15 protein-coding genes, 2 pseudogenes and 1 riboswitch are annotated in these 22938 nt (G+C 74.2%); of the genes and pseudogenes, 6 read left to right on the plus strand and 11 right to left on the minus strand.

Features of this window, described 5'->3' with window-relative positions; genetic code table 11:
- Window positions 1-22: 22 nt before the first annotated feature.
- The 4 genes and pseudogenes from ACZ501_RS22945 to ACZ501_RS22960 all read right to left on the minus strand — a co-directional run bounded on the left by ACZ501_RS22945 (window position 23) and on the right by ACZ501_RS22960 (window position 3407).
- Window positions 23-298, minus strand: a complete 276-nt coding sequence (locus ACZ501_RS22945) for a hypothetical protein (RefSeq protein ID WP_361608865.1) — start codon at window positions 296-298, stop codon at window positions 23-25.
- A gap of 169 nt (window positions 299-467) precedes the next feature.
- Window positions 468-1271, minus strand: coding sequence for a LytR/AlgR family response regulator transcription factor (locus ACZ501_RS22950; protein WP_361608867.1), 804 nt, complete (start codon window positions 1269-1271; stop codon window positions 468-470).
- A gap of 114 nt (window positions 1272-1385) precedes the next feature.
- Window positions 1386-1655, minus strand: a pseudogene (locus ACZ501_RS22955) (SCO0930 family lipoprotein); the annotation flags it as partial.
- Between the two features lie 735 nt (window positions 1656-2390).
- Entirely contained in the window at window positions 2391-3407 is a 1017-nt protein-coding gene (locus ACZ501_RS22960; protein ID WP_361608871.1) for a GDSL-type esterase/lipase family protein, read from the minus strand.
- 485 nt (window positions 3408-3892) lie between these two features.
- On the opposite strand from ACZ501_RS22960, the gene ACZ501_RS22965 reads away from it, so the two are divergent.
- From ACZ501_RS22965 to ACZ501_RS22975, 3 genes are all read left to right on the plus strand, one after another.
- The gene (locus tag ACZ501_RS22965) at window positions 3893-5362 is read left to right on the plus strand and encodes an amino acid transporter (protein ID WP_361608873.1); all 1470 of its coding nucleotides are present in this window, start codon (window positions 3893-3895) and stop codon (window positions 5360-5362) included.
- A 10-nt stretch (window positions 5363-5372) separates the two neighbouring features.
- Entirely contained in the window at window positions 5373-5828 is a 456-nt protein-coding gene (locus ACZ501_RS22970) for an Lrp/AsnC family transcriptional regulator (protein WP_007262967.1), read from the plus strand.
- A 105-nt stretch (window positions 5829-5933) separates the two neighbouring features.
- On the plus strand, window positions 5934-10529 hold the full coding sequence (locus ACZ501_RS22975; protein ID WP_468797605.1) for a hypothetical protein: 4596 nt from the start codon (window positions 5934-5936) through the stop codon (window positions 10527-10529).
- A gap of 15 nt (window positions 10530-10544) precedes the next feature.
- On the opposite strand, the gene ACZ501_RS22980 is transcribed toward ACZ501_RS22975, so the two are convergent.
- Window positions 10545-10838, minus strand: a complete 294-nt coding sequence (locus ACZ501_RS22980; protein ID WP_362457186.1) for a WhiB family transcriptional regulator — start codon at window positions 10836-10838, stop codon at window positions 10545-10547.
- Window positions 10839-11059: 221 nt separating this feature from the next.
- A pseudogene (locus ACZ501_RS22985) lies at window positions 11060-11511 on the minus strand (GNAT family N-acetyltransferase); the annotation flags it as partial.
- Window positions 11512-11781: 270 nt separating this feature from the next.
- Here ACZ501_RS22985 and ACZ501_RS22990 point away from each other — a divergent pair.
- On the plus strand, window positions 11782-12582 hold the full coding sequence (locus ACZ501_RS22990) for a carbon-nitrogen hydrolase family protein (RefSeq protein ID WP_468797608.1): 801 nt from the start codon (window positions 11782-11784) through the stop codon (window positions 12580-12582).
- Window positions 12583-12637: 55 nt separating this feature from the next.
- Window positions 12638-14335, plus strand: a complete 1698-nt coding sequence (locus tag ACZ501_RS22995; protein ID WP_361609723.1) for a flavin monoamine oxidase family protein — start codon at window positions 12638-12640, stop codon at window positions 14333-14335.
- A 229-nt stretch (window positions 14336-14564) separates the two neighbouring features.
- On the opposite strand, the gene ACZ501_RS23000 is transcribed toward ACZ501_RS22995, so the two are convergent.
- The 3 genes from ACZ501_RS23000 to ACZ501_RS23010 all read right to left on the minus strand — a co-directional run bounded on the left by ACZ501_RS23000 (window position 14565) and on the right by ACZ501_RS23010 (window position 17996).
- Complete coding sequence (locus ACZ501_RS23000; protein WP_361609721.1) at window positions 14565-15242, minus strand: DUF5995 family protein; 678 nt, start codon at window positions 15240-15242, stop codon at window positions 14565-14567.
- Window positions 15243-15318: 76 nt separating this feature from the next.
- A complete protein-coding gene (locus tag ACZ501_RS23005; protein ID WP_361609729.1) occupies window positions 15319-16707 on the minus strand; it encodes a uracil-xanthine permease family protein in 1389 nt (462 codons plus the stop codon).
- Window positions 16708-16787: 80 nt separating this feature from the next.
- Entirely contained in the window at window positions 16788-17996 is a 1209-nt protein-coding gene (locus ACZ501_RS23010) for an MFS transporter (protein ID WP_468797611.1), read from the minus strand.
- A gap of 54 nt (window positions 17997-18050) precedes the next feature.
- On the opposite strand from ACZ501_RS23010, the gene ACZ501_RS23015 reads away from it, so the two are divergent.
- Complete coding sequence (locus tag ACZ501_RS23015) at window positions 18051-19220, plus strand: ROK family transcriptional regulator (RefSeq protein ID WP_468797614.1); 1170 nt, start codon at window positions 18051-18053, stop codon at window positions 19218-19220.
- Window positions 19221-19224: 4 nt separating this feature from the next.
- Here the strand turns inward: ACZ501_RS23015 and ACZ501_RS23020 are convergent, their stop codons facing one another.
- Together ACZ501_RS23020 and ACZ501_RS23025 are read right to left on the minus strand one after the other, a co-directional pair.
- Complete coding sequence (locus tag ACZ501_RS23020; protein WP_468797617.1) at window positions 19225-19962, minus strand: SDR family oxidoreductase; 738 nt, start codon at window positions 19960-19962, stop codon at window positions 19225-19227.
- A gap of 175 nt (window positions 19963-20137) precedes the next feature.
- On the minus strand, window positions 20138-22489 hold the full coding sequence (locus ACZ501_RS23025) for a chitinase C-terminal domain-containing protein (RefSeq protein WP_468797620.1): 2352 nt from the start codon (window positions 22487-22489) through the stop codon (window positions 20138-20140).
- Between the two features lie 299 nt (window positions 22490-22788).
- Window positions 22789-22918, plus strand: a riboswitch (FMN riboswitch).
- Window positions 22919-22938 lie beyond the last annotated feature (20 nt).

Raw genomic sequence — 22938 nt, forward strand, 5'->3', positions numbered from 1 at the left:
CCGCCGGGCGCCGCGGCGCCCGTCAGAGGGCCGGGTCGCGGTGCTCCGCGCAGTCGCGCAGGGCGATCTCCAGCTCCACGTACGACTCCTCCGCGCGCCGGAAGGCGAGGGTCAGGGCCGCCTCCGCGCGCGGCGGCAGCCGGCGGCGGGTGCCCTCCTGCGCCTCGTACAGGACGTCGGCCCAGCGGGCGGCGGCGCTGCGCAGCCGGGCCAGCAGCTCCTCGGCCTCGGCGGGGCCCGAGGGCGGGGTGCGGGGGAGGCCGCTCAGCGCGTCCAACAGCGCCTCGATCTCGGACATGTCGCTCCTCCCGGGCCGGATGGTCCACGATAGGCGCGGCCGGTCCCGGCGAGGGGGCCGCCGGGCGTGCCCCTGCGGCCGACGGGCCCGGCGGATCGCCGTACGCCCGTCCCGGTGCGACGAACGGCTCGCCGGTACGCCGGGCGGTCGTCCGGGCTGCGGGCCGTGCTCAGCCGGTGGCCTGCCGCATCAGCAGGTCCCGGAGCTGGCGTGCGTGGCGGCGGCTGACCTGGAGTTCCGCCGCGCCCACGCGGACGCTGGTGGCGCCCGCGTCCAGGCGGAGCTCGTCGATCCGGCCCAGCGCCACCAGATGCCGCCGGTGGATCCGTACGAAGCCCCGGGCCGCCCAGCGCTCCTCCAGCGTCGACAGCGGGATCCGCACGAGGTGGCTGCCCTCCTCGGTGTGCAGCCGGGCGTAGTCCCCCTGGGCCTCCACGTACGCGATGTCGGCGATCGCCACGAACCGGGTGACCCCGCCCAGTTCGACGGCGATCTGCTCCGGCGCCCGGTCGGCGACGGCCGCCCCGGAAGCCGGGCGGCGCGGCGCCGGCGCGGCGGCGCGCTCCGGCTCCCGCTCGGGCCCGGCCAGCAGCGCGCGGGCCCGCCGGACCGCCTCCGCCAGCCGCTCCGGCCGCACCGGCTTGAGCACGTAGTCCACGGCCTTGAGGTCGAAGGCCTGCACGGCGAACCCCTCGTGCGCGGTGACGAACACGATCAGCGGCGGCCGGGCGAAGCCGGCCAGCAGCCGGGCGATGTCCAGCCCGGTCAGCCCGGCCATCTGGATGTCCAGGAAGACCACGTCGATGGCGTCGGGCCCGTCCGGGCCGCTCTCCAGCGCCCGGGTGATCCGGCGCAGCGCCCCGGTGGCGTCCGAGGCGCCCTCCGCGCTCCGCACCCGGGGGTCGGAACGCAGCAGGTAGAGGAGTTCCTCCAGGAGCGGCTTCTCGTCGTCGACGGCCAGTACGCGCAGCATGGGCCGAGTCTAGGGAAGGCCCGCGGGCGGGCCAACGGGTGCGCGGCCCCCGCCGGGGGGAGGGGGCGGGGGCCGCGCGGTTCCGGGCGGGGGTCACGGGGCGGTGATGAGCCCGCCGTCGGGGGCGACGGCGTACCAGGTGCCGCCGGCGCCCTGGCCGTTGGTGTCGCCCGCCTCGGTGTCCTTGGCGAAGCGGTACGCGGGCCGGCCCGCCACCGTCAGCTGCTTGCCGCCGTCCTTGCGGACGGCCTCTCCCAGCAGCGCCGGGTCCATCCCGGAGGCGGCGGTGACGTCGCCCGCCGCGACCACCGGCCAGGCCTTCGCGCAGTCCCCGTCGCAGTTCGATGCGGGCGCCTCGGCGGTGTTCTTGTCGATCCGGTACAGGGCGGTTCAGGCACGGATTCCGTGAGGGTGATCAGGCGGCGTTCGGTGGTCGGCCGGAGTCTTGCTCGGAGGCTGTGATGGGTGGAGCTCTGTGAGGGAGAATGTCGGCATGACGACTTGAAGAGCACCGGCCGGGCGGCAGAATTGGCGAAAGGTCGGGAGCTGGGACACGATTCCCGACGGCGATCGACGCGTCTGCGCCGTCTGCGGAACGCCCGTCTGTTCGTACCAGCGTCGCTTCCATCCGCGAGAGTCCTCGATGTTCGAGCGGTGCATCGGACTCGCCTGGTGTTCCACTTGCCGGATCTACTCCGGCAACATGGTGCACGTCCCGCGGAAGCGAGTTCTGGTCGACCTCCTCGCGTCTCTTCCTCCTGAGCAGCGGGAACGGCTTCTGCGTTCGGAGACGCGACTGATCGATTTCCTGGACCGTCAGGCCCGAGGTGCCAGAGGCTAAGGGCGGCGGCTGGCCGCAAACAGGAGGAGCGCGGGCGGGGGCGGCTGCGGCCGGTGCGGTTGCGGCGGCGCCGCCGTTCGTACCGCAGGCGGTCGCCGCCAGGGTGGCGACCGCGACGGCGGCCAGGGACGTTCCGCGCTTGATGCCCATGGTGTTCTCTCCCACTGTCTCCGACGGGGCCGTGGCCCGGTCCGGTGCGTCGCGCCGCTCCGGCTGCTCGTGGGGGACACGGCGCCACGGCGGGGCCCGTTCAGCGGGAGCGGTATGGCGTGTTTCACTCACCCCCCGTCGAACCCGGCCCGCCGCAGGGCCGTGACCACAGCGAGGCCGAGGACCTGGTGTCCGGCGTCGTTGGGGTGCAGGCCGTCCGCGAGGTGCTCGGGTCCGAGGACGTCGCGGCCCGGCAGCAGGGCGAGCCGGCCGTCCCCGGCGGCGATCCGGTCCCGGACGGCGCGCTCCATCGCGTCCCGCAGGGCGCCCAGGGTGGCGCCGAGGCGGTTGGGGGCGCGTTCGGCGTCGGGGCGCAGCACGGGGGACAGGAGCAGCAGGGGGGTGCGCGGGTGGCCCTGGCGGACCAGGTCGAGGAACACGCGCGTGGTCTCGTACAGCAGCGGGGCCGTGTACGGGACCCGGGTCCAGCAGTTGGTGCCGAAGGCGAGGGTGAGGACGTCGGCCGGGAGGGCGGAGAGCTGTTCGGCGGTGGCGAGCTCCCCGCGCGCGCCGCCCGCGTAGCCGAGGTTCACGGTGTCCCAGCCCAGGGTCCGGCCGACGACGGCGGGCCAGCCGTGGGCGGGGCGGGTGGACCACCAGCCCTCGGTGATGGAGTCCCCGTGCACCACCCAGCGGGGGGCCTCGGGGGCGGGTGCGAGGTCGCCGCCGACCCCGCGCAGGCCGAGGACCAGCGGGGACTGCCCCTCGGGCGGGTACAGCGTGAAGGGCGCCTGCTGCCGGGGCAGTTCGAGGCGTACGACGGACTCCGCGGCCGGCTCGGTGAAGACCTCGGCGAGCAGCCCGTGCCGGTTCCACAGGGCGAAGCCGTGCGCGAGGTCGTGCAGTGCGTCGGTGGGCCCGGGCACGGTGGCCCGGTAGCGGATCTCCACGGCGTGCGCCGTCCGGGTGGTGAACTCCAGCCGCACCCCGATGGGCAGGGTGGCCCGCTCGCCGGTGTCCCAGGGCAGCCGCATGGTGTCGGCCGGGTCGGCGCGCACCGGCCGGCCCTCGTCCAGCCAGGCGACCCCGCGCAGGAAGGGTCCGGGATCCTGCCAGCGCCCGTCGGGGCCCAGGGGTGGTCTCACTGTGCTTCTCCGATCCTCGGGTACGGGAACCGCACGCCGCTCCCGCCGTCCATGAACGGCGTCTGCCCCGTCACGTACGAGGACAGCGGCGCGGCGGGGAAACAGGGCGGCCCCGGTGCCGGCGGGGCCGCGGCACGGAGATCCCGTAGAGCCCGTCCAGGTCCATGGCGGCACGCTGCGGCAGATCTGACGAGGTGTCAAGGACAGGCCTCCGGGGAGGCCCGTGCAGCGATCGATCATCCGTGCGCAACAAACGTCCATGGTGAGCGGATCCGCGCAACGATCGTCCGCCAATGTGCAAGGATGGTGCATTACGGGCGGTATCACTCAGCTCGTAGGCTCACCCCCTGTACGTGGAGTGGCGCGGACCGCCTGCTCGGCGGTCCCCCATGCCCAGACGGGCCCATACCCGTCTGCCAACTGCTCCGGACCGCTGCGGTCGACGCCTGACCCGTCCCCATCCGCAGTGTCAAAGGAGTCCCCTCGTGCTCGATCAGGGCCAGGCACCCCCGCTCTCCCCGGAGACGCGCAAGCCCGTGAACCCGCTCATGCGGCGCAAGCCCGTCGAGCGGCTCGTCGCCGAGGGCGGCCAGGGCGAGGGCGGCTCGCTGCGCCGCTCGCTCACCATGTGGCAGCTGACCATGATCAGCATCGGCGCCACCCTGGGCACCGGCATCTTCGTCGTCCTCGGCACCGCCGCCCCCAAGGCCGGCCCCGCCGTGACGATCTCCTTCGTGATCGCGGGCCTGACCGCCCTGTTCTCGGCCCTCTCCTACGCCGAGTTGGCGGGCTCCGTCCCCGTATCCGGCTCCTCGTACTCGTACTCGTACGCCACCATGGGCGAGCTCATAGCCTGGATCTGCGGCTGGTGCCTGGTCCTGGAGTACGCGGTCTCCGTCGCGGCCGTCGCCGTCGGCTGGGGCCAGTACCTCAACGAGTTCCTCGACGGGACCATCGGCGTCACCGTCCCCGAGTCGGTCTCCGCACCGCTGGGCGAGGGCGGGTTCATCAACCTGCCGGCCCTGGTCGTCGTCCTGCTCTCGATGGTCTTCCTGATGCGCGGCGCCAAGGAGAGCGCCACCGTCAACTCGGTCATGGTCGCGGTGAAGATCGTCACCCTGCTGCTCTTCATCGGCATCGGCGTCATGGGCATCAAGGCGGGCAACTACACCCCCCTCGCCCCGCTGGGCATGAGCGGCATCGCCGCCGGCGCCTCCACCCTCTTCTTCTCCTACATCGGCTTCGACGCCGCCTCCACCGCCGGTGAGGAGGCCAAGGACCCGAAGAAGGACCTGCCGCGCGCGATCATGCTGTCGCTGGCCATCGTCACCGTCCTCTACGTCCTCGTCGCCTTCGTCGCCGTCGGCGCCATGCCGTGGCAGGACTTCGAGGGCACCGAGGCCGCGCTCGCCCAGATCATGACCGACGTCACCGGCACCACCGTCTGGGGCGTCGTCCTCGCCGCCGGCGCCATCGTCGCGATCTTCTCCGTCGTCTTCGCCGTCCTCTACGGACAGACCCGCATCCTCTTCGCGATGTCCCGCGACGGCCTCGTCCCCAAGGTCTTCGCCAAGGTCGACGAGAAGACCGGCGCCCCCCGCGCCAACGTGGTGATCGTCTCCCTGTTCTGCGGCGTCCTCGCGGCCTTCATCCCGCTGGGCAAGCTCGCCGACGCCACCAGCATCGGCACCCTCTTCGCCTTCGGCCTGGTCAACGTCGCCGTCATCATCCTGCGCCGGTCCCGCCCCGACATGCCGCGCACCTTCAAGGTGGCGCTCTTCCCCGTCACCCCGATCCTGGGCGCCCTCGCCTGCGGCTACATGATGTTCGAGCTCGATACCGCCACGTGGATGGTCTTCGGTGGCTGGATGATCGTGGGCCTCGTGTTCTACTTCCTGTACGGCATCCGCCGCTCCCGACTGGCCACGGAAGAAGTGGCCACAGCAGAGAAGTGATCCGCCCGCAGTGCGACTGAACGATCTCGACGAACGCATCGTGCACGCCCTCGCCGAGGACGCCCGCCGTTCCTACGCGGACATCGGCTCCGAGGTCGGCCTCTCCGCACCCGCCGTCAAGCGGCGCGTGGACCGGCTGCGCGCCGAAGGCGCCATCACCGGGTTCACCGTCCGCGTCGACCCGGCCGCGATGGGCTGGGAGACCGAGGGCTTCATCGAGATCTACTGCCGCCACAACACCTCGCCGGACGACATCCGGCGGGGGCTGGAGCGGTACCCCGAGGTGGTGTCCGCGTCGACCGTCACCGGCGACGCGGACGCCCTCGTCCAGGTCTTCGCCTCCGACATGAGGCACTTCGAGCGCGTCCTGGAGCGCATCGCCGGCGAGCCCTTCGTGGAGCGCACGAAGTCCGTGCTCGTCCTGTCCCCACTGCTGCGGCGCTTCACGTCGGGCGCGCCCGCCTGAGCGGGCCTGACCCGGCCGCCTGACCGGGGCCTGACCGGGGCCTGACCGGGCGTCTCGAAGGGCGTGCCGGAGGGCCTGTCACAGCGGCGTGCCAGGATCGGGCGCATGAAGATCCAGATCCCGCTGCCGGCCGACCCGCGGACCTCGACCGTCTACCCGGACTGGGCGCGCGCCCACGACCCGGGAGCCGCGGCCGCCGCCCTCGCCCTGTTCGGCGAGGTCCTCGGTTCGATCCACCAGGCCTACGAGAAGCCCGGCCGGTTCGTGGACGGGCTGGAGCGGCGGGTACGGGAGCTGGATCCGGCCCACCTGCCCTGGTTCTGGGACACCGTCGGCCACCGGCTCATCGGCTGGCACCTGCGCTCCGCCGCCCGCGCCCACACCCTGGCCCGCACGGCCGAGCGCACCCACCGCCTCCCCGTCGACCCCGACTGGCACCGCGCCAACGTGCTGCTGTTCGCCCGGGCGGGCGCCCTGCCCGCGACCGGCCTCAGCGGGCACCAGGCCTGGCTCGCCGGCGCCCTGGAGCCCGGCGCGGCACACGAGGAGTACGTACGCGTCCTGGGCGCCTGGGCCGCCTCGCCCGGTGAGCTCCCCGCCGACCTGGCCCGCCGCGTCCGGCTCTCCGCCCGCGCCGCCGGCCTGGACACCGCCGAGGAGGCCCGCGTACTGGGCCTCGTACTCGGCGCGGCGCGGGGCAAGGCGGTCCCCGACCGGCTGCTCGACGCCGCCGCGCCCCTGCTGCGCGCCCACCCCCCGGCGCCGGACGTCGCGGTCCGGCTCCTCGACCTGTTCCCCGAGAGCCGCGGCGACGCCTCCTCCTGGCTGCGCCTGCTCCTCGGCTGCGGCGCGGCCGACGCCGCCGCGGCCGGGCGGATCGTCCCCGAGGGCGGCCTCACCGAGTGGTTCTCCCGGTACGCGGGCCGCTACGCCCACGGCCGCAGCGGCAGCGGCCTCGTGCGCCGGCCCATGCCCGCCGAGCTGTTCGAGCTGCTCGCCCTCTTCGCCCCCCGGCTGCGCGCCGCCGATTCCCCGCTGCGGCTGCACGAGGACCGCCACCGCCACCGGGGGCTGGACGCCGACCTCCTCGACGCCTGCCTCGCCGAGGGCATCGCCGTCGAGGACCCCGGTGTCGCCGTCGAGCTGGTGTTCCGGGACGGCCGCTCGCGGCGCGACCTCAAGGCCCTGGCCGCCGACCCGGTCTTCGGGCCCCGCCTGGAGGGCACCGTCCACTCCGGCCTGCGCGGCTCCGGCAGCGCCATCACCCGCCTCCCGCGCAACGCGGGCATCACCGCCGAGGTGCACGGCCGCGTCGAGAGCCTGCTCCGCGCCCTGCGCGGCGGCGGCCTCGCCGCGGCCGACGAGGCCGTCGAGGAGCTCCGCACCCTCCTGGACCGCCCCACGGCCCGTGCCCTGGACGGCCTCGACGAGGCCCTCGCCGCCCCGGACCTGACCGGTCCGCTCGGCCGCACCCTGCGCGCCGGACTGCCCGAGGAGTACGGCTGGCCCGCCCTCGATGAGGCCGTCGCCGCCCTCGGCGGCCCCGCCGGGGTCACGGGTGTGACCTGCACCTGGCCCGTCCTGACCGTCTACGGGCCCGACCGGGCCGTCGCCGTCGACCACGCGGGCCCGCGCGCCTCCTGCACCTTCCGCCTCCCCGGCGAAGCGACCGCGCACACCGTCCACTACGTCGGCGGCGCCTTCCTGGTCGGCTTCGGCACCACGCCCAAGGCCTCCTTCGGCGACCGCGCCTTCTGGGCCGACCGGCCGGAGGACGTCTTCACCCCCGAGCGGCAGCTCGGCCTGCGCCGCTACGGCGGGATGATCCAAGGCGGCCTCGGCTACCAGTTCGAGACCCCGGACGGCGGACGGCTGGAGGAAGGCCGGGTGCTGCGCCCGGGCGACCGCGACGGCATCGGCTCCCACGACGTCCAGATGAGCGACGGCGAGCACTTCTGGTATACCGGCGTCCACGACCCCTGGCGCACCTGGACCCGCGTCGACCCCGCCACCGGAGCGGCCGGCCCCGGCCACGACGCGCCGCCCTTCCACACCGCCGCCCCGCTCCCGCCCGGCACGGAGCACTTCGGGGACCTCCAGACCCTCGCCGCCCTCCCCGACGGCGCCCCGGCCTCCCCGCTCGGCCAGGACGGCCCGCTCGTCGGCTTCCGCGTCCTGCACCGCACCCCGTACCCGGGCCCCTCGCCCACCGCGTTCGTCCTGGAGGGCGTCGACGGCCGCACGGCCTCCTACCGCAGCCGCCGCTGGGGCCGCCGGCCCTGGGCCGTGATCCGCATGCCCCACGGCGGTGAGGACGCGGTGCTCGTCGGCCAGGAGGCCGTCCGCTGCCACGCCGCCGAGGACAACTCCCTCCTCTGGCAGGTGCACGGCTTCCCCGGCTCCGACCGCCGCCGCACCCCCGGCTTCGGAGAAGCCGCGGGCCCGTTCCCGCCGCCCGCCTTCTGGCACTTCCTCACCCCGCGCTGCGACACCTCCTCCAAGGCCCTGCGCCGCGTGGACGACACCGCCGTACGGGCCCTGCTCGACGCCGCCCTCGCGGGCGACCCGGCCCCCGCCCTGCCCGGCCGCCTCGAACCCCGCATCGCCGACGGCGTAGGCCGGGCCGCCCGGCTCGCCGCCGACGCCCTGCGCCGGCTGCGCGAGCTGGCCCGGCGGGTGGCCGTCATGCGGGCCGTCCCGGTCGTCTCCCTGTGCACCGAGGTACCCGACTCCGTCCTCGCCCCCGCCCTGTACCAGCTGGTGCCCCACCGCAGCCGCCGCTACGACGAGCCGGCGCCCGCCCCGCAGTCCGCGCTGCTGACCGCCGTCGCCGCCGACGGGCGCCACCTGCGCGGCGAGATCGGCGACGAGGCCCGCGTCCTGGCCCGCCCCGCCGCCCCCGAGACCTGGGAGCCGCTGGTCGGCGGGATCGGAGCCGTCGCCTGGCGGGCCGCCGTCGCGACCACCCCGGACCAGGACCGCACGGCACTGGCCGCGCTGCTGCGGACCTGGAGCGGGCAGCCCTTCGCCGAGCGGGGCGGCGCCTGGCGTACCGGCCGGGCCCGCGAGGACGCGCTGGCCGGCTGCCGTGCCGCCGGGCGGACCCTGACGTCCGGCGCCGTCCGCGACGGCCTGGCCTGGTTCCTCCAGCGGGCCGGCGATCCCGCCCCGGAGGGCGCGGAGGACTGCGCCACCACCGTCGTCGAGGACGACGACACCGTACGCCTGCCCCGGCTGCTGGACCTGCTCGCCGAGCGGGGCCCGCTGGAGGTGCCGCCGGCCGCGGTGGAGGCGTTCGCCCGGCTGACCGGCGTACGCGGCCCGCTCGCGCGGCTGGTCCTCGCGGGCTTCCCCGGCCGCGACCACCACGGCGAGCACCTCAAGCTGTTGGCGTCCGCCCCCTACAAGGCGAACAAGTCCCTCGCGGAGCAGTACGACGCCCTCTGCCGCCGCCTCGGCGACGCCGGACGGCGCGCGGTCCTCGCGGCCGGCCTGCCGCAGGACCCCGCCGGCCTGTGGCAGCCCGGCGGGGCCACGGCGGCGGCCGAGCGGATGGCCGCCGTGTGGACCGGGCTCCTCGGCGTCGAGGAGCCCGCGGACGAGGAGCTGGCGGCCGCCCTGGAGGCTGAACTGGGCCTGCCCGACAGCTGGGCGCGGGCCCTGCCCGCCGGGCACGCGCCCGCCGACGCGCCCTTCGGCCAGGACGGCCTGCTGCTCGTCGGCAGCCGCACGGGCGGGATCCACCTCCACCACGCCGGCCCCGACGGCAGCGCCGGGGAGTGGGTGGACTCCCGGTGGCCCGCGCACCGGCAGGCCGCGTCCGTGATCGCCTGGGCGCTGACCGAGCGGCCCGTCGGGGATCCGGCGGCCCGGGGCGCGCTGGCCCTGTACGGAAGGCTGCGGGCCCAGCTGGACGGCCCCGGCGCGCTCCTCCCGCTGGGCGGCTTCTTCCAGGAGCTGGTCGCGATCGCGGAGGCCGACCCGGAGTTCACCCCGTACGAGGGGACCGTCCTGCCCTGCCCGCAGCCGCTGTGGGAGGGGGCCGCCGGGACCTCCGCGGTCCGTGACGACGGGCTGTTCGTGGTGGCGGTGCCCAGCGGGGACGTCTTCCTGCGGACGGCCGCCCTCACCGACCCGGAGCGGATGGAGCGGGCCGAGCGGGTGGCCGGCGCGGTGCGCCAAGGCCACCTGCTGACGGTCCTGCGCCGGCATCGGGACCTCCTCGACGGCCTCGGCCGCCTCGCCACCCGCGCCGCCGCCACCCCGGTCCCCGAGGGCGGCTACGAGGCCGACCCGGCGCTGAGCGCCCCCGACCTGGTCGCGGAGGCCGCCGGAACCCTCGGGGTCGGGGCGGACGCCGCCGCCCTGTACCTCCAGCTGCTGGCCCTCGCCCGCCCGACGGACCGCGCCGTCCGCCGCTGGAACGGCTGGACGGCGGCCCGCCACAAGGCGGCTCAGGCGGAGCTGGCGGCCTGCGGCGCCGTGGAGAGCGGCAAGCGGGCCCGCGCGGGGCGCACGCTGTTCATCCCGGGCCAGTGGACGGAGTTCAAGGCTCCGCACCTGCCGGTGGAGCAGGCCAAACTGGCCGCGCACCTGGCGTCCGCCTCCGGTACGACGCTCCACGCGCCACTGCTGCGACTGCTGCCGCCGCGGCCCCCGCACGAGCTGTTCGCCCGCGCCTGGGCGGCGGCCCGCTCGTAGGCAGGCTCGTGGTGATCACACGGTGACGGGGCGGGCGCTCGGGGCCAGCATGGCCCGGCGCTCCTCCTCCGTCAGCCCGCCCCAGACGCCGAAGGGCTCGCGGGTGCGCAGCGCGTGCTCCAGGCAGGCCGCGCGGACGGGGCAGCCGGCGCAGACCTGCTTCGCCGCCCGGTCCCGGTCGTCGCGTTCCTCCCCCCGCTCCCCGGCGGGGTGGAAGAACCGGCTGGGCCCGAGCGCCCGGCAGGCGGCCCGGGACTGCCACTGCCAGTGGTGGAGGGCCGGGCCGGGCAGGCGTGAGAGGTCGGTCATGGTGAGTCCTTTCCGTTGCCTCGTAGCGCATCTGACCGCTCGGCGCGCACTGAAACACGGAACCGCCACGCGGGCGGGAACGGGAGCGCGGTGGCGGGCCGGACGACCGCTGATCTGCCGCGTGTTCATCGCCACGGCCGTCCGCCCGCTGCCCGCGCTCCCGTTCCGCCGACGCTACGGGCAACTCCGGCGGTACTCAATGAACCCCGTGTTAAAGCGTGTTACGGATGATCGTTTTCCTGCGCCGGGGTGCGGACGCCGATGAAGACCGGCTCGCGGCGCAGGGTGAACGCGTACAGCCCGATGGCGCCCGTGTCGGCGGCCGCCGCGTGCAGGAAGGGCAGGTCGCCGCGCTCGCGGATCCCGGCGGCCACCGCCCGGACCAGCCGTCCCACCAGGCCCCGGCCGCGGTGGTCGGGGTGGGTGCACACCGCGCTGATCTCCGTCCAGCCCGGCGGCCGCATCAGCTCCCCGGCCATCGCCACGAGCCCGCCCTCGTGCCGGATCCCGAGGTAGGTGCCGAGCTCGACGGCGCGCGGCAGGAAGGGGCCCGGCTGGTCAGCGCCACCAGCGCCGTCATCTCCGCCACGTCGGCGGGGCCGAGCCGGATGGCCTCCGGCGCGGGCTCGGCCCGTACCGCCCGGCCGTCCGGCTGGACGCCGGGGATGCGCAGCACCGTCTCCCGGTGCGGTTCCTTCCCTGGACGGCGCCCCGCAGGCTACGCGCGGCGGGGCGCCCGCCGCGCGCCCCGCCCGGGCCCTCCCCGCTTGCCCTTCCGGCGCCCCGGGCGCCCCTCGCGCCGCCCGCGCAACGAATCGCCGTGCACCCCGCAGAACGCGCAACGAATCGATGCGCCCAGCGCAACGCTCACGGCTTGTCCGGATCGAACGCCCGAACGTACCGTTTTACGACCCCCCGCCCCACCTGTCACAGAGGTACGCCCATGCCCCCGCTGCGCACCGCACTCCTCCAGAGCTCCGGACGGCTCGGCGACACCGCCGAGAACCTGAAGCGGCTCGACGAGGCCGCGGCGCGCGCCGCACAGGGCGGGGCCGGGCTCCTCGTGACCTCGGAGATGTTCCTGACCGGGTACGCGCTGGACCTCCAGGACGTACCGGGGTTCGCCGAACCGGCCGACGGCGAGTCCGCCCACGCCGTCGCCGGCATCGCCCGCCGCCACGGCATCGCCGTCCTGTACGGCTACCCCGAGCGCGACGGCGAGACCGTCTACAACTCGGCGCAGCTGGTCGGCCCCGACGGCTCGCGGCTGGCGAACTACCGCAAGACCCACCTGTTCGGCTGCTTCGAGCAGGACGCCTTCACCCCCGGCGACGCCCCCGTCGTCCAGGCGGACCTCAACGGCCTCCGCGTCGGCATCATGATCTGCTACGACGTGGAGTTCCCCGAGAACGTACGGGCCCACGCGCTCGCCGGGACCGACCTCCTCCTGGTCCCGACCGCGCAGATGCACCCCTTCCAGTTCGTCGCCGAACAGCTCGTGCCCGTACGGGCCTTCGAGAACCAGATGTACATCGCGTACGTCAACCGGACCGGCCCCGAGAGCGCGTTCGAGTTCGTCGGCCTCAGCTGCCTCGCCAGTCCCGACGGTGTCACCCGCACCCGTGCCGGCCGCGGCGAGGAGATGGTCTACGGGGAGGTCGACGCCGAGCTGCTGGCCGCCTCGCGCGAGACCAACCCGTACCTGCGCGACCGCCGCCCGGGGCTCTACGCCTCCCTCGTCTAAGCCCCCGCTCCGCCCTCCCCGCCCCGCCTGCTCTGCCGCAAGGAGACGTACCCCCATGACGTCCACGGTGCCCACCACCGCCGTCCCGCACAGCGACGGTCAGCCCCCGATCACCATGTTCGGGCCGGACTTCCCGTACGCCTACGACGACTTCCTCGCCCACCCGGCGGGCCTGGGCCAGATACCGGCGACCGAGCACGGCACCGAGGTCGCCGTCATCGGCGGCGGCCTGTCCGGCATCATCTCCGCCTACGAGCTGATGAAGATGGGCCTCAAGCCCGTCGTGTACGAGGCCGACCAGATCGGCGGCCGGCTGCGCACGGTCGGCTTCGAGGGCGCAGGTACCGAGGGCCTGACCGCGGAGATGGGCGCCATGCGCTTCCCGCCGTCCTCCACCGCGCTCCAGCACTACATCGACCTGGTGGGCCTGCAGACCCAGCCCTTCCCGAACCCGCTGGCCGAGGCCACCCCCTCCACGGTGGTGGACCTCAAGGGCGAGACCCACTACGCCGAGACCATCGCCGACCTCCCGCAGGTCTACCGCGACGTCGCCGCCGCGTGGAACGCCTGCCTCGACGAGGGCGCCGACTTCTCCGACATGAACACCGCGATGCGCGAGCGGGACGTCCCGCGCATCCGCGAGATCTGGGCGAAGCTCGTCGAGAAGCTGGACGACGAGACCTTCTACGGGTTCCTCTGCAAGTCCGAGGCCTTCAAGTCCTTCCGCAAGCGCGAGATCTTCGGCCAGGTCGGCTTCGGCACCGGCGGCTGGGACACGGACTTCCCGAACTCCATCCTGGAGATCCTGCGCGTCGTCTACACCGAGGCGGACGACCACCACCGCGGCATCGTCGGCGGCTCGCAGCAGCTGCCGCTGCGCCTGTGGGAGCGCGAGCCCGAGAAGATCCTGTACTGGGCCCAGGGCACGTCCCTGTCCTCCCTGCACGACGGCGCCCCGCGCCCGGCCGTGACCCGCCTGCACCGCACGGCCGGCAACCGCATCACCGTGACCGACGCCTCCGGCGACATCCGCACCTACCGCGCCGCGATCTTCACGGCCCAGTCGTGGATGCTGCTGTCCAAGATCGCCTGTGACGACACGCTCTTCCCGATCGACCACTGGACGGCGATCGAGCGCACCCACTACATGGAGTCCAGCAAGCTCTTCATCCCCGTCGACCGCCCCTTCTGGCTGGACAAGGACGAGGAGACGGGCCGCGACGTCATGTCGATGACGCTCACGGACCGCATGACCCGCGGCACCTACCTGCTGGACAACGGCCCGGACCAGCCGGCGGTCATCTGCCTGTCGTACACCTGGTGCGACGACAGCCTGAAGTGGCTGCCGCTGTCCGCGAGCGAGCGGATGGAGGTCATGCTGAAGTCCCTCGGCGAGATCTACCCCAAGGTCGACATCCGCCGCCACATCATCGGCAACCCGGTGACCGTGTCCTGGGAGAACGAGCCCTACTTCATGGGCGCGTTCAAGGCCAACCTGCCGGGTCACTACCGCTACCAGCGGCGCCTGTTCACCCACTTCATGCAGGACCGCCTCCCCGAGGACAAGCGCGGCATCTTCCTCGCGGGCGACGACATCTCCTGGACGGCCGGCTGGGCCGAGGGCGCCGTCCAGACCGCCCTGAACGCGGTCTGGGGCGTCATGCACCACCTCGGCGGCTCGACGGACGCCGCCAACCCCGGCCCGGGCGACGTCTACGACGAGATCGCCCCGGTCGAACTCCCCGAGGACTGATCCTCTCGACGCACCGCCCGCGCGGTGCGGCCCCAGGGCGCCTTACCGGCTTCGCGCCGCTGCGCCGGACTCCGTCCGGCGTGGCTGGGGCGGGGCCGGTTCGTGTTTCCGCTGCGCGGGGGTCTGGGGGCGAAGCCCCCAGGAAGGGGTCCGGGCGGAGCCCGGGGGACGGTGGAAGGGCGGGTCGGGGGCGGCCCCGCGCAGCGGCATGCCCGTACGCGCGGCGGCGTCACCAGGCGGACGGGCAGCTCCGCGCGGCGGGCCGGCCGCCCGTCGGGGTCAGGAGGCAGCGGCCCACCAGGCCGACGCCCGCGTCGAGGGACTCCTCGAACTCCTCGGCCAGGTCGGGGGAGCGGCGCAGGGTCCACAGCAGGCGCGCCGAGGCCCAGGCGCCCGAGCGGGCGCGCTCCAGGCTCCAGGAGCCGAGCAGGTGCGTGAGCGGGTCGGCGATCTCCAGCAGATCCGGGCCCGGCATCAGGTCCTCGCGGATGCGTTCCTCCAGGGCGACCAGGGTGTCGCCGACCTGGTGGAAGTCGGCTTCGAGGGCCGAGGGCGGGCAGTCCAGCACGCGGCAGGTGGACACCACCGCCAGGGCCAGGTCGTGCCCGATGTGGGCGTTGATCCCGGCCAGCGCGTGCTGGAGCGGGCGCACGCCCGGGTGGCGGCGGTACTGGAGCAGCGGGCGCCAGCAGGCGGGGGCCCGGTCCGCCTCCACCGCCGTCAGGTACCGCTCGGCGAAGCGGACGGCCAGTGTCTCGGCGCGCCGGGGCGCCGGGAACCGGCCCTGCCCGATCCGCCGGTGCAGGGTCTGCGTCACGGTCATGTACACCCGGTTGAAGACGGCCACACCGTCCTGCGCGGGGAGCCGCTCGTCGAGGGCGCGCATCCGCGCGAGTACCGCTTCCATGGGGGCAGCGTCCCAGCCGGGACGCCCCGCGCGGGGAACTTGGCCGTCTGCTTCGCCGGTTCGGGCGAAAGGCCCGTCAACCCCGCTTGCCGGCGCCGGTGTCGTAGTCCGAGGTGCCGGCGTCGAGCAGCGGCCGCTGTTCCTTCAGGTGCGCGGGGGCGAAGTAGCGCAGCGCGTGGTAACCGGTGATCACCACGATCGTGCCGAGCGCGATGCCGCCCAGTTCGAAGCTGTCGGTGAACCGGAGCTTCACCCCGCCCACGCCGATGATGATGCCTGCGGCGGCCGGTACGAGGTTCAGCGGATTGCGCAGGTCCACCCGGCCGTTCAGCCAGATCTGCGCGCCGAGCAGGCCGATCATGCCGTAAAGGATCACGGTGATGCCGCCGAGCACGCCGCCGGGGATCGCGGCGACGACGGCGCCGAACTTCGGGCACAGGCCGAAGAGCAGGGCGAAGCCGGCCGCCGCCCAGTAGGCGGCCGTGGAGTAGACGCGGGTGGCGGCCATCACCCCGATGTTCTCGGAGTAGGTGGTGTTCGGCGGGCCGCCGACCGCCGTGGACAGCATGGACGCCGCGCCGTCGGCGGCGATGGCGGTGCCGAGCTTGTCGTCGAGGGGGTCGCCGGTCATCTCGCCGACGGCCTTGATATGCCCGGCGTTCTCGGCGATCAGCGCGATCACCACCGGCAGCGCGATCAGGATCGCCGACCACTCGAAGGACGGCGCGTGGAAGGACGGCAGCCCGATCCAGTCGGCCTTGCCCACACCGGAGAGGTCGAGCCGCCAGTGGTCCACGGCCGCGGTCCCGCCCACCGGGGAGTGGATCCTGCCGAGGACCAGGTCGGAGAGCCAGGAGAGGGCGTACCCGAAGACCAGCCCCAGGAAGATCGCGATGCGCGACCAGAACCCGCGCAGGCACACGACCGCGAGCCCGGTGAACAGCATGGTCAGCAGCGCCGTCCACTGGTCCTGGGGCCAGTACGTCGACGCCGTCACCGGGGCCAGGTTGAAGCCGATCAGCATGACGACCGCGCCCGTCACCACCGGCGGCATCGCCGCGTGGATGATCCGCGCTCCGAACCGCTGGACGGCCAGGCCCGCCAGGAACAGCGCCGCGCCGACGGTGAACACCGCTCCGGTGACCACCGCGCTGTCACCGCCGCCCGCCCGGATCGCCGCGGCGACGCCGACGAAGGAGAGCGAGCAGCCCAGGTAGGAGGGGACCCGGCCGCGCGTCGCGAGCAGGAAGATCACCGTCGCGACGCCCGACATCATGATCGCCAGGTTCGGGTCCAGGCCCATGAGGACCGGGGCGACGAAGCTCGCGCCGAACATCGCGACGACGTGCTGGGCGCCGAGCCCGGCGGTGCGGGGCCACGACAGCCGCTCCTCCGGCCGTACCACCGCGCCGGGAGCGGGGGTCCGCCCGTCTCCGTGCAGGGTCCAGCGCACGCCGAAGCCCATGTCCCACCACTTCCGTTCCGTCGGCCGATCAAGCATCCTGGCCGCCTGCCGGTCGGTCGCGCAGCGGGCCAGCGGATATATTACGGCCGGATAGGGGCGGGTTCGTCCCGGTTGGCGGAGCCGACCGGCTCCGGCCTCGGCCGCAGGACGCCCGCCCCCACGGTCAGCGCGCACGCCAGCAGGGTCACCAGTGCGAACGACACCACCAGCGAGCTGGCGTCCGCCACCGCGCCGATCGCCGACGGGGCGATCAGCCCCGAGGTGTAGGTGATCGTCGCGACCCCCGCGATGGCCTGCGCCGGAGCCGGGCCGCTGCGCGCCGCCGCCGCGAAGGCCAGCGGCACCACCACCGCGATGCCGAGCCCGATCAGCGCGAAGCCCGCCATGGCCGCCGCCGGATGCCGCACGCCGACCACCACCAGCCCGCCCGCGACGGCCAGCACCCCGCCCGCGCGCACCGTGCGCACCGCCCCGAACCGGTCGACCACCCGGTCCCCGGCCAGCCGGGCCAGTGCCATGGTCAGCGCGAAGGCCGTCGTGGAGGCGGCGGCCGGGCCCGCCGCCGCGTCCAGGACGTCCCGCAGGTACACGGCCGACCAGTCCAGGCTCGCCCCCTCGGCGAAGACCGCGCAGAAACCCACCCCGCCGATCAGCAGGGCCGCCTTCGGGGGCCGGGCGAAGCGCGGCGGAGCCTCCGCCTCCCGCTCCGCCCGCAGGTCCAGCACCCCGCGTACGGCCACCAGCCCGGCCGCGGTCAGGGCCAGCGCGGCCACCAGGTGGTGGAGCCGGGCGTCGGTCCCCGCGTGCGCGGCGACCGTACCGGCGGCCGATCCCAGCAGCGCGCCGACGCTCCACATGCCGTGCAGCGAGGACATGACGGAACGGCCGAGCCGGTTCTCGGTCTCCACCCCGAGGGCGTTCATCGCCACGTCCGACAGGCCGGAGGTGGCCCCGTAGACGAACAGTGCGGCGCAGAGCGTCCACAGGTCCGGAGCCAGGCTCGGCAGCGCCAGCGACAGGGTCCACAGCGCCAGCATCCCGCGCAGGGCGGTGCGGGCGCCGAAGCGGTGGTTGATCCGCCCGGCCAGCGGCATCGCGAGCGCCGCGCCCAGCGCGGGGAAGGCGAGGGCCAGGCCCAGGGTGCCCGCACCGAGCTGGGCGTGCTCCTGGATCCACGGGATGCGGGTGGCGAAGGAGCCGGTGACGGCGCCGTGGGCGCAGAAGACGGCGGCGATCGCGAAGCGGGCATGGCGCAGGCGCGCCGGGCTGAGGTCGGATTCCCCGGTCATGGACGTAAACTATCAGGGAGCCTGCCTGATAGTTAGTGGCCGTCCCTCCTTAAGATGGGCGCCGTGATCCCTGCCAAGGTGCCGACCCCCGCCACCGCGCCGACCGTGCCGTCCCCCGCCTCGCCGAGCACGGCCCGGGCCATCAACGACCGCCTCGCGCTCGAACTCCTCCAGGCGGAGGGCCCCCTGACGGCGGCCCAGCTCAAGCGGCTGACCGGCCTGTCCCGCCCCTCCGTCGCCGACCTGGTCGAACGGCTCGGCGCGGCCGGGCTCATCCAGGTCGTCGGGGAGTCCGGCGCACAGCGCCGCGGCCCCAACGCCCGCCTCTACGGGATCGTCGCCGACCGGGCCCACCTGGCCGCGCTGGACGTACGGACCGACAGCGCGACGGCCGTGGTCACCGACCTGCTCGGACGCCCCCTGGCCCGGGCCGCCCTGCCCGTCGACGCGGTCGGCGAGGCCGTGGACCGGCTGGAGGAGCTGGCCCGCGAGGCGGGCGCCCGGCAGCTGCACACCGTGGTCGTCGGCGCCCCCGGGCTCGTCGCCCCGGCGAGCGGCGAGCTGCGCGACACCGGCGGCCTGCCCGCCTGGCACCGGGACCTGGTGGCCGCCCTCCAGCGGAGGCTGCCCGCCCAGGTGGTGGTGGAGAACGAGACCAACCTGGCGGCCCTGGCCGAGCAGCGCAGCGGCGCCGCCCGCGACCTGGACTCCTTCGTACTGCTGTGGCTCGGCGCGGGGGTCGGCGCCGCCGTCGTGCTGGACGGGCGGCTGCGCCGGGGCGCCTCCGGCGGGGCCGGGGAGATCGGCTTCCTGCCGGTACCCGGCACCGGCGGCCTCCCCTCGGCCACCGACTGCGGCGGCGGCTTCCACGCCCTGGCCGGCCGGGCGGCGGTGGCCGCGCTGGCGGCGGAACACGGCTTCGCCGGGCCGGTGGAGGAGGCCGTCGCCGGCGCCGCCGGGGAGGCCTTCCTGGACGCCCTCGCCGAGCGGCTCTCCCTCGCGGCCGCAGCAGTCGCCGCGATCCTGGACCCGGGCTGCGTGGTCCTCGGCGGGGAGATCGGCCGCGCGGGCGGGCCGGCCCTCGCCGCCCGCGTCGCACACCGCCTCACCACCCTGACCCCCGTCCCGACGGCGGTCCGCGCCACCGCCCTGGGCGGCCCGGCCGTCCTGGAGGGCGCCCGCCTCGCCGCCCGGGAGGCCGCCCAGGACGCCCTCTTCGGCTGACCGCTCAGCCCCGCCGCTCCAGGTACTCCGCGTAGGTCCCGCGGCCCACCGCCCGCCCGGGCGCCAGGTTGCCGCCGCGCCGGAAGCCCGCGTACGCCTTGCCCGCGAGCGGCAGCGGGACCACACGGCGCCTGCGGCCGGTCGCTGCGAGGTGCAGGCGGCCCCACTCCTGGAGGGTGCGGACCTCCGGGCCGCCCATGTCCGCCACCCGGCCCGCCGCAGCCGGGACGGCCAGCTCGGCCAGCCGGTCCGCGACCTCCTCCACGGCGATGGGCTGGATCCGCACGCCGCCGGGCAGCGGGACCACCGGCAGCTTGGCGGCCGCGTCCACCACCTGGGCCACCAGATCGTGGAACTGGGTCGTCCGCAGGATCGTCACCCCGAGCCCCGACTCCTCCAGCAGCCGCTCCACCCGGAGCTTGACCTTGTAGTAGGGGAACGGGATCTCGTCCACCCCGACGATCGAGATGTAGACGACGTTCGTGACGGTGCCGCTGCGCCGGGCCGCCTCGATCAGGTGCCCGGCCGCCACGTCGTCACCCCCGCGGGGCGAGCTCGCGCAGTGCACCACCACCTGCGCGCCGGCCATCGCCGCGTCCAGCCCGGTGCCGTCGCGCAGGTCGACGGGGAAGTCGGCGGAGCTCCGGCTCAGGACCCGGACGTCGTGTCCCCGGCCGCGCAGCCGGGTGACGACGAGGGCCCCGAGGTTCCCGGTGCCGCCGGTGACGAGGATCGTGCTCATGGTGTGGGGTCCTTCCCTGTTCGCGGTGCTTGCCTCCAGGTGACAGGGCAGCCCGCCGGAACGTGACAGCCCGCGCGGGGGAATTTCCGCGCGGGGAGGACCCGCACGCGCGAGGACCCGGCGGCCGTCGGGCCGCCGGGTCCTCATCTGCGCTGCTCCGGGAGGGGGTGGTGGGTCAGCAGGCGCCCAGGTCCTTCCAGACGCCCCACTGGCCGGTGGTGCCGGGCTCCTCGTTCTGCGTCCACCACTGGGCCTTCCAGGTGTGGCCCTTGTGCGCGACCACGCTCCCCGCGTTGTAGACCGTGCCGGCCGCGTACGCCGGGCCGGTGCAGGCCCCGGGGGTGGTCGGCGGCGTCGTCGGGGGAGTGGTCGGCGGGGTGGTGGGAGGCGTGGTCGGCGGCTGGGTGCCGCCGGGCTCCGTCGGCGTGGCGCCGCGCGCGCGGTCCCCGGTGAGGGCGTAGGCGGTGCCGGAGACGGTGACCGTCCAGTTGGAGGGCGTGGACACCGGCAGGTAGTAGTTGAACGCCAGGTCGACCGAGGCGCCCGGGGCCAGCGACTGCCAGGCCGGGAGCTTCAGGGAGACCCGCTGGAAGTCGCCCTTGAGGCCGCCCGCGTTGCTGCCGCTGTGGCCGGTGGCGATCACCTTGGTGCCGAAGCCGGACTGGTCCGAGGCGTTGGCCGGGGCGGAGGTGCCGTAGTCGAACTGGAACTCGGTGCCGCCGGGCAGCGTGCTCCTGGTGTTGTTGGTGATCTTGAGCTTGGGGGTGATCGGGTAGTTGGAGTCGCCCAGCTTGAAGTCGGTGAACTCCGTCTTGATGTCCACGGCCTGCGCCGGCAGGGCCGAGGTCGCCTTCTTCGCCCCGTACGGGGCGGCGGCCTTGAACTTGTCGTACATCAGGGAGGTGAGCGTGTCGCCCGTCTCGTACTGGCCCTTGGCCGCGTTGTACGCGTAGTCGCCGGCCAGCTCCCAGACCATCGTGCCGCCGATGCCCTTGTTCACCACGTAGTCGGCCTTGGCGGCCACCGACTGCTCGTCCTCCGTCGACAGGAAGACCTTCTTCTGCGCGTTCCACAGCCACGGCGCCACCAGCGTGGAGTCGTACTTGCGGGCGTAGCTGCCGGTCAGCGTGGTGTTCGCGGGGAAGCCGTACTTGGTGACGTAGTCGCCGACGACGCCCTTCTCCAGGTTCTTCGCGTGCCACATCGGGTTGGAGCCCGCCGGGGACTCGGCGCCGTTGGCGTCCAGGTCGTGCCAGAGGTTGTCGATGCCGACCGCGCCGTCACCGCACTTGGTCAGACCGGCGCCCGCCGGGCAGCTGGTGGCCGGGGCCTTGCCCCACAGGCCGTCCGTGCCGCCCTGCACGTTCTTGAAGCCGCGGGTGTAGTACGGCAGGCCGATGTTGATCCGGCCGGACGGCATCGAGCCGCGGAAGTAGTGGTAGGCCCAGTCGGTGTTGAGGTAGCCGACGCCGCCGTACTGGGAGGTGGAGTAGACGCCCGCGGCCGCCAGTTCGGCGTCCTTGCCGTCGTCGAAGAGGGAGGCGTTGGGGCCGACGTACTCGTTCCAGGCGCCGTGCAGGTCGTAGGACATGATGTTGACGTAGTCCAGGTACTGCTGCATCTGGAACGTCTCCATGCCGCGCAGCAGGTAGCCGGAGGAGGGGGCGGCGACGGAGAGCAGGTAGTGCCTGCCGTCGGCGGCGCCCGCGCGGTCGAGCTTCTCGCGGAGGGTCTTCATCAGGACGTCGTAGCCCTTGACCAGGCCGGCGCGGCGGGCGTTGGACAGCTGCCAGTCCAGCGGGTTGCCCGCGTCCTTCATGGTGGTCGGGTACTCGTAGTCGATGTCGACGCCGTTGAAGCCGTACGTGCGGACGAACTCGACGGAGGAGTCCGCGAAGGTGTTGATGCCCGCCGTGTTGACGGAGCCGTCGGCGTTGGTGGCCATCGAGTAGAACCCGCCGGAGGCGACGCGGTTGCCGTCGTCGCCGAAGTAGCCGCCGGTCTCGGCCCAGCCGCCCACCGAGATGAGCGTCTTGACGTTCGGGTACTGCTTCTTGAACTTGTTGAGCAGGTTGAAGTGGCCCTTGTAGGGGAGGGCCGGGTCCATCTCGGCGCCCGCGACCCCCGGCCAGGTCATCCCGGTGGCGGCGTTGTTCGCGTTGTCGGCGCCGACCGAGATCTTGTTGTCGGCGCCGACGTGGGCGAAGGCGTAGTTCAGATGGGTGACCTTGGACCACGGGACGTTGTTGGCGAGGTAGGCGGGTGTGCCGTCCTTGCCGGTGCGCCAGCCGGTGAAGTAGCCGATGACGCGGCGCTGGTGGTCGGCGCCCATCTTCTCGCGGCCTTCGGAGTCGTAGACGGAGCAGTACGGGACGTCGACGCCGGCGGTCTTGTAGAGCCCGTCGGGGCGGCACGATTCGTTGTCGGCGGCGTGCGAGACGCCCGCGGAGAGCCCGCCGGCCAGCATCGCGGCGATTGCGGCGCCGGATGCCAGGAGCATCGCTCTCGTTCGTGTGGGGGACGGCATGGTGCCTCCTGGGGAGGGGAGGATGGCAGGGCCGACGTGCGGCAACTGGCGGAAAGGCGGCGCTGGTTGGCCCGTGACGTGCGCACGTCGGCAGGCCGGCTCCCGGGGAAGATGAAGGGAACGTTAAGAGGACTAGACCAACCCGTCAATAGGTCTGGACCAAAGCCGGGCGGGGTGGATGTCCCGGCGCCACCGGCGCACGAGGGGCGCTCGAAAACGGCCGGCCTGTGAGCCAGGCCACAGCGCTTCACCCGCATGGCCGCGGATCACCCGTGGCACACTGGCCCTAGTACCAGTAGCAGCGCACTCCGGGGTCGGTGTAATTCCGAACCGGCGGTATAGTCCGCGACCCGTCCGCATCCAGCGGCCGGTTGACCAGGTGAAATTCCTGGACCGACGGTTAAAGTCCGGATGGGAGGCAGTGCGCGGCGGGCCAGTCACCGGTACGC

The sequence above is a fragment of the Streptomyces sp. NPDC034085 genome (genome assembly GCF_055575555.1).

What these genes read in the sequence shown, in the direction of transcription:
- ACZ501_RS22945 (WP_361608865.1), bottom strand. Translation starts at nt 298, where the DNA reads ATGTCCGAGATCGAGGCGCTGTTGGACGCGCTGAGCGGCCTCCCCCGC.
- ACZ501_RS22950 (WP_361608867.1), bottom strand. Translation starts at nt 1,271, where the DNA reads ATGCTGCGCGTACTGGCCGTCGACGACGAGAAGCCGCTCCTGGAGGAA.
- ACZ501_RS22975 (WP_468797605.1), top strand. Translation starts at nt 5,934, where the DNA reads ATGAAGATCCAGATCCCGCTGCCGGCCGACCCGCGGACCTCGACCGTC.
- ACZ501_RS22980 (WP_362457186.1), bottom strand. Translation starts at nt 10,838, where the DNA reads ATGACCGACCTCTCACGCCTGCCCGGCCCGGCCCTCCACCACTGGCAG.
- ACZ501_RS22990 (WP_468797608.1), top strand. Translation starts at nt 11,782, where the DNA reads ATGCCCCCGCTGCGCACCGCACTCCTCCAGAGCTCCGGACGGCTCGGC.
- ACZ501_RS22995 (WP_361609723.1), top strand. Translation starts at nt 12,638, where the DNA reads ATGACGTCCACGGTGCCCACCACCGCCGTCCCGCACAGCGACGGTCAG.
- ACZ501_RS23000 (WP_361609721.1), bottom strand. Translation starts at nt 15,242, where the DNA reads ATGGAAGCGGTACTCGCGCGGATGCGCGCCCTCGACGAGCGGCTCCCC.
- ACZ501_RS23005 (WP_361609729.1), bottom strand. Translation starts at nt 16,707, where the DNA reads ATGGGCTTCGGCGTGCGCTGGACCCTGCACGGAGACGGGCGGACCCCC.
- ACZ501_RS23010 (WP_468797611.1), bottom strand. Translation starts at nt 17,996, where the DNA reads ATGACCGGGGAATCCGACCTCAGCCCGGCGCGCCTGCGCCATGCCCGC.
- ACZ501_RS23015 (WP_468797614.1), top strand. Translation starts at nt 18,051, where the DNA reads ATGGGCGCCGTGATCCCTGCCAAGGTGCCGACCCCCGCCACCGCGCCG.
- ACZ501_RS23020 (WP_468797617.1), bottom strand. Translation starts at nt 19,962, where the DNA reads ATGAGCACGATCCTCGTCACCGGCGGCACCGGGAACCTCGGGGCCCTC.
- ACZ501_RS23025 (WP_468797620.1), bottom strand. Translation starts at nt 22,489, where the DNA reads ATGCCGTCCCCCACACGAACGAGAGCGATGCTCCTGGCATCCGGCGCC.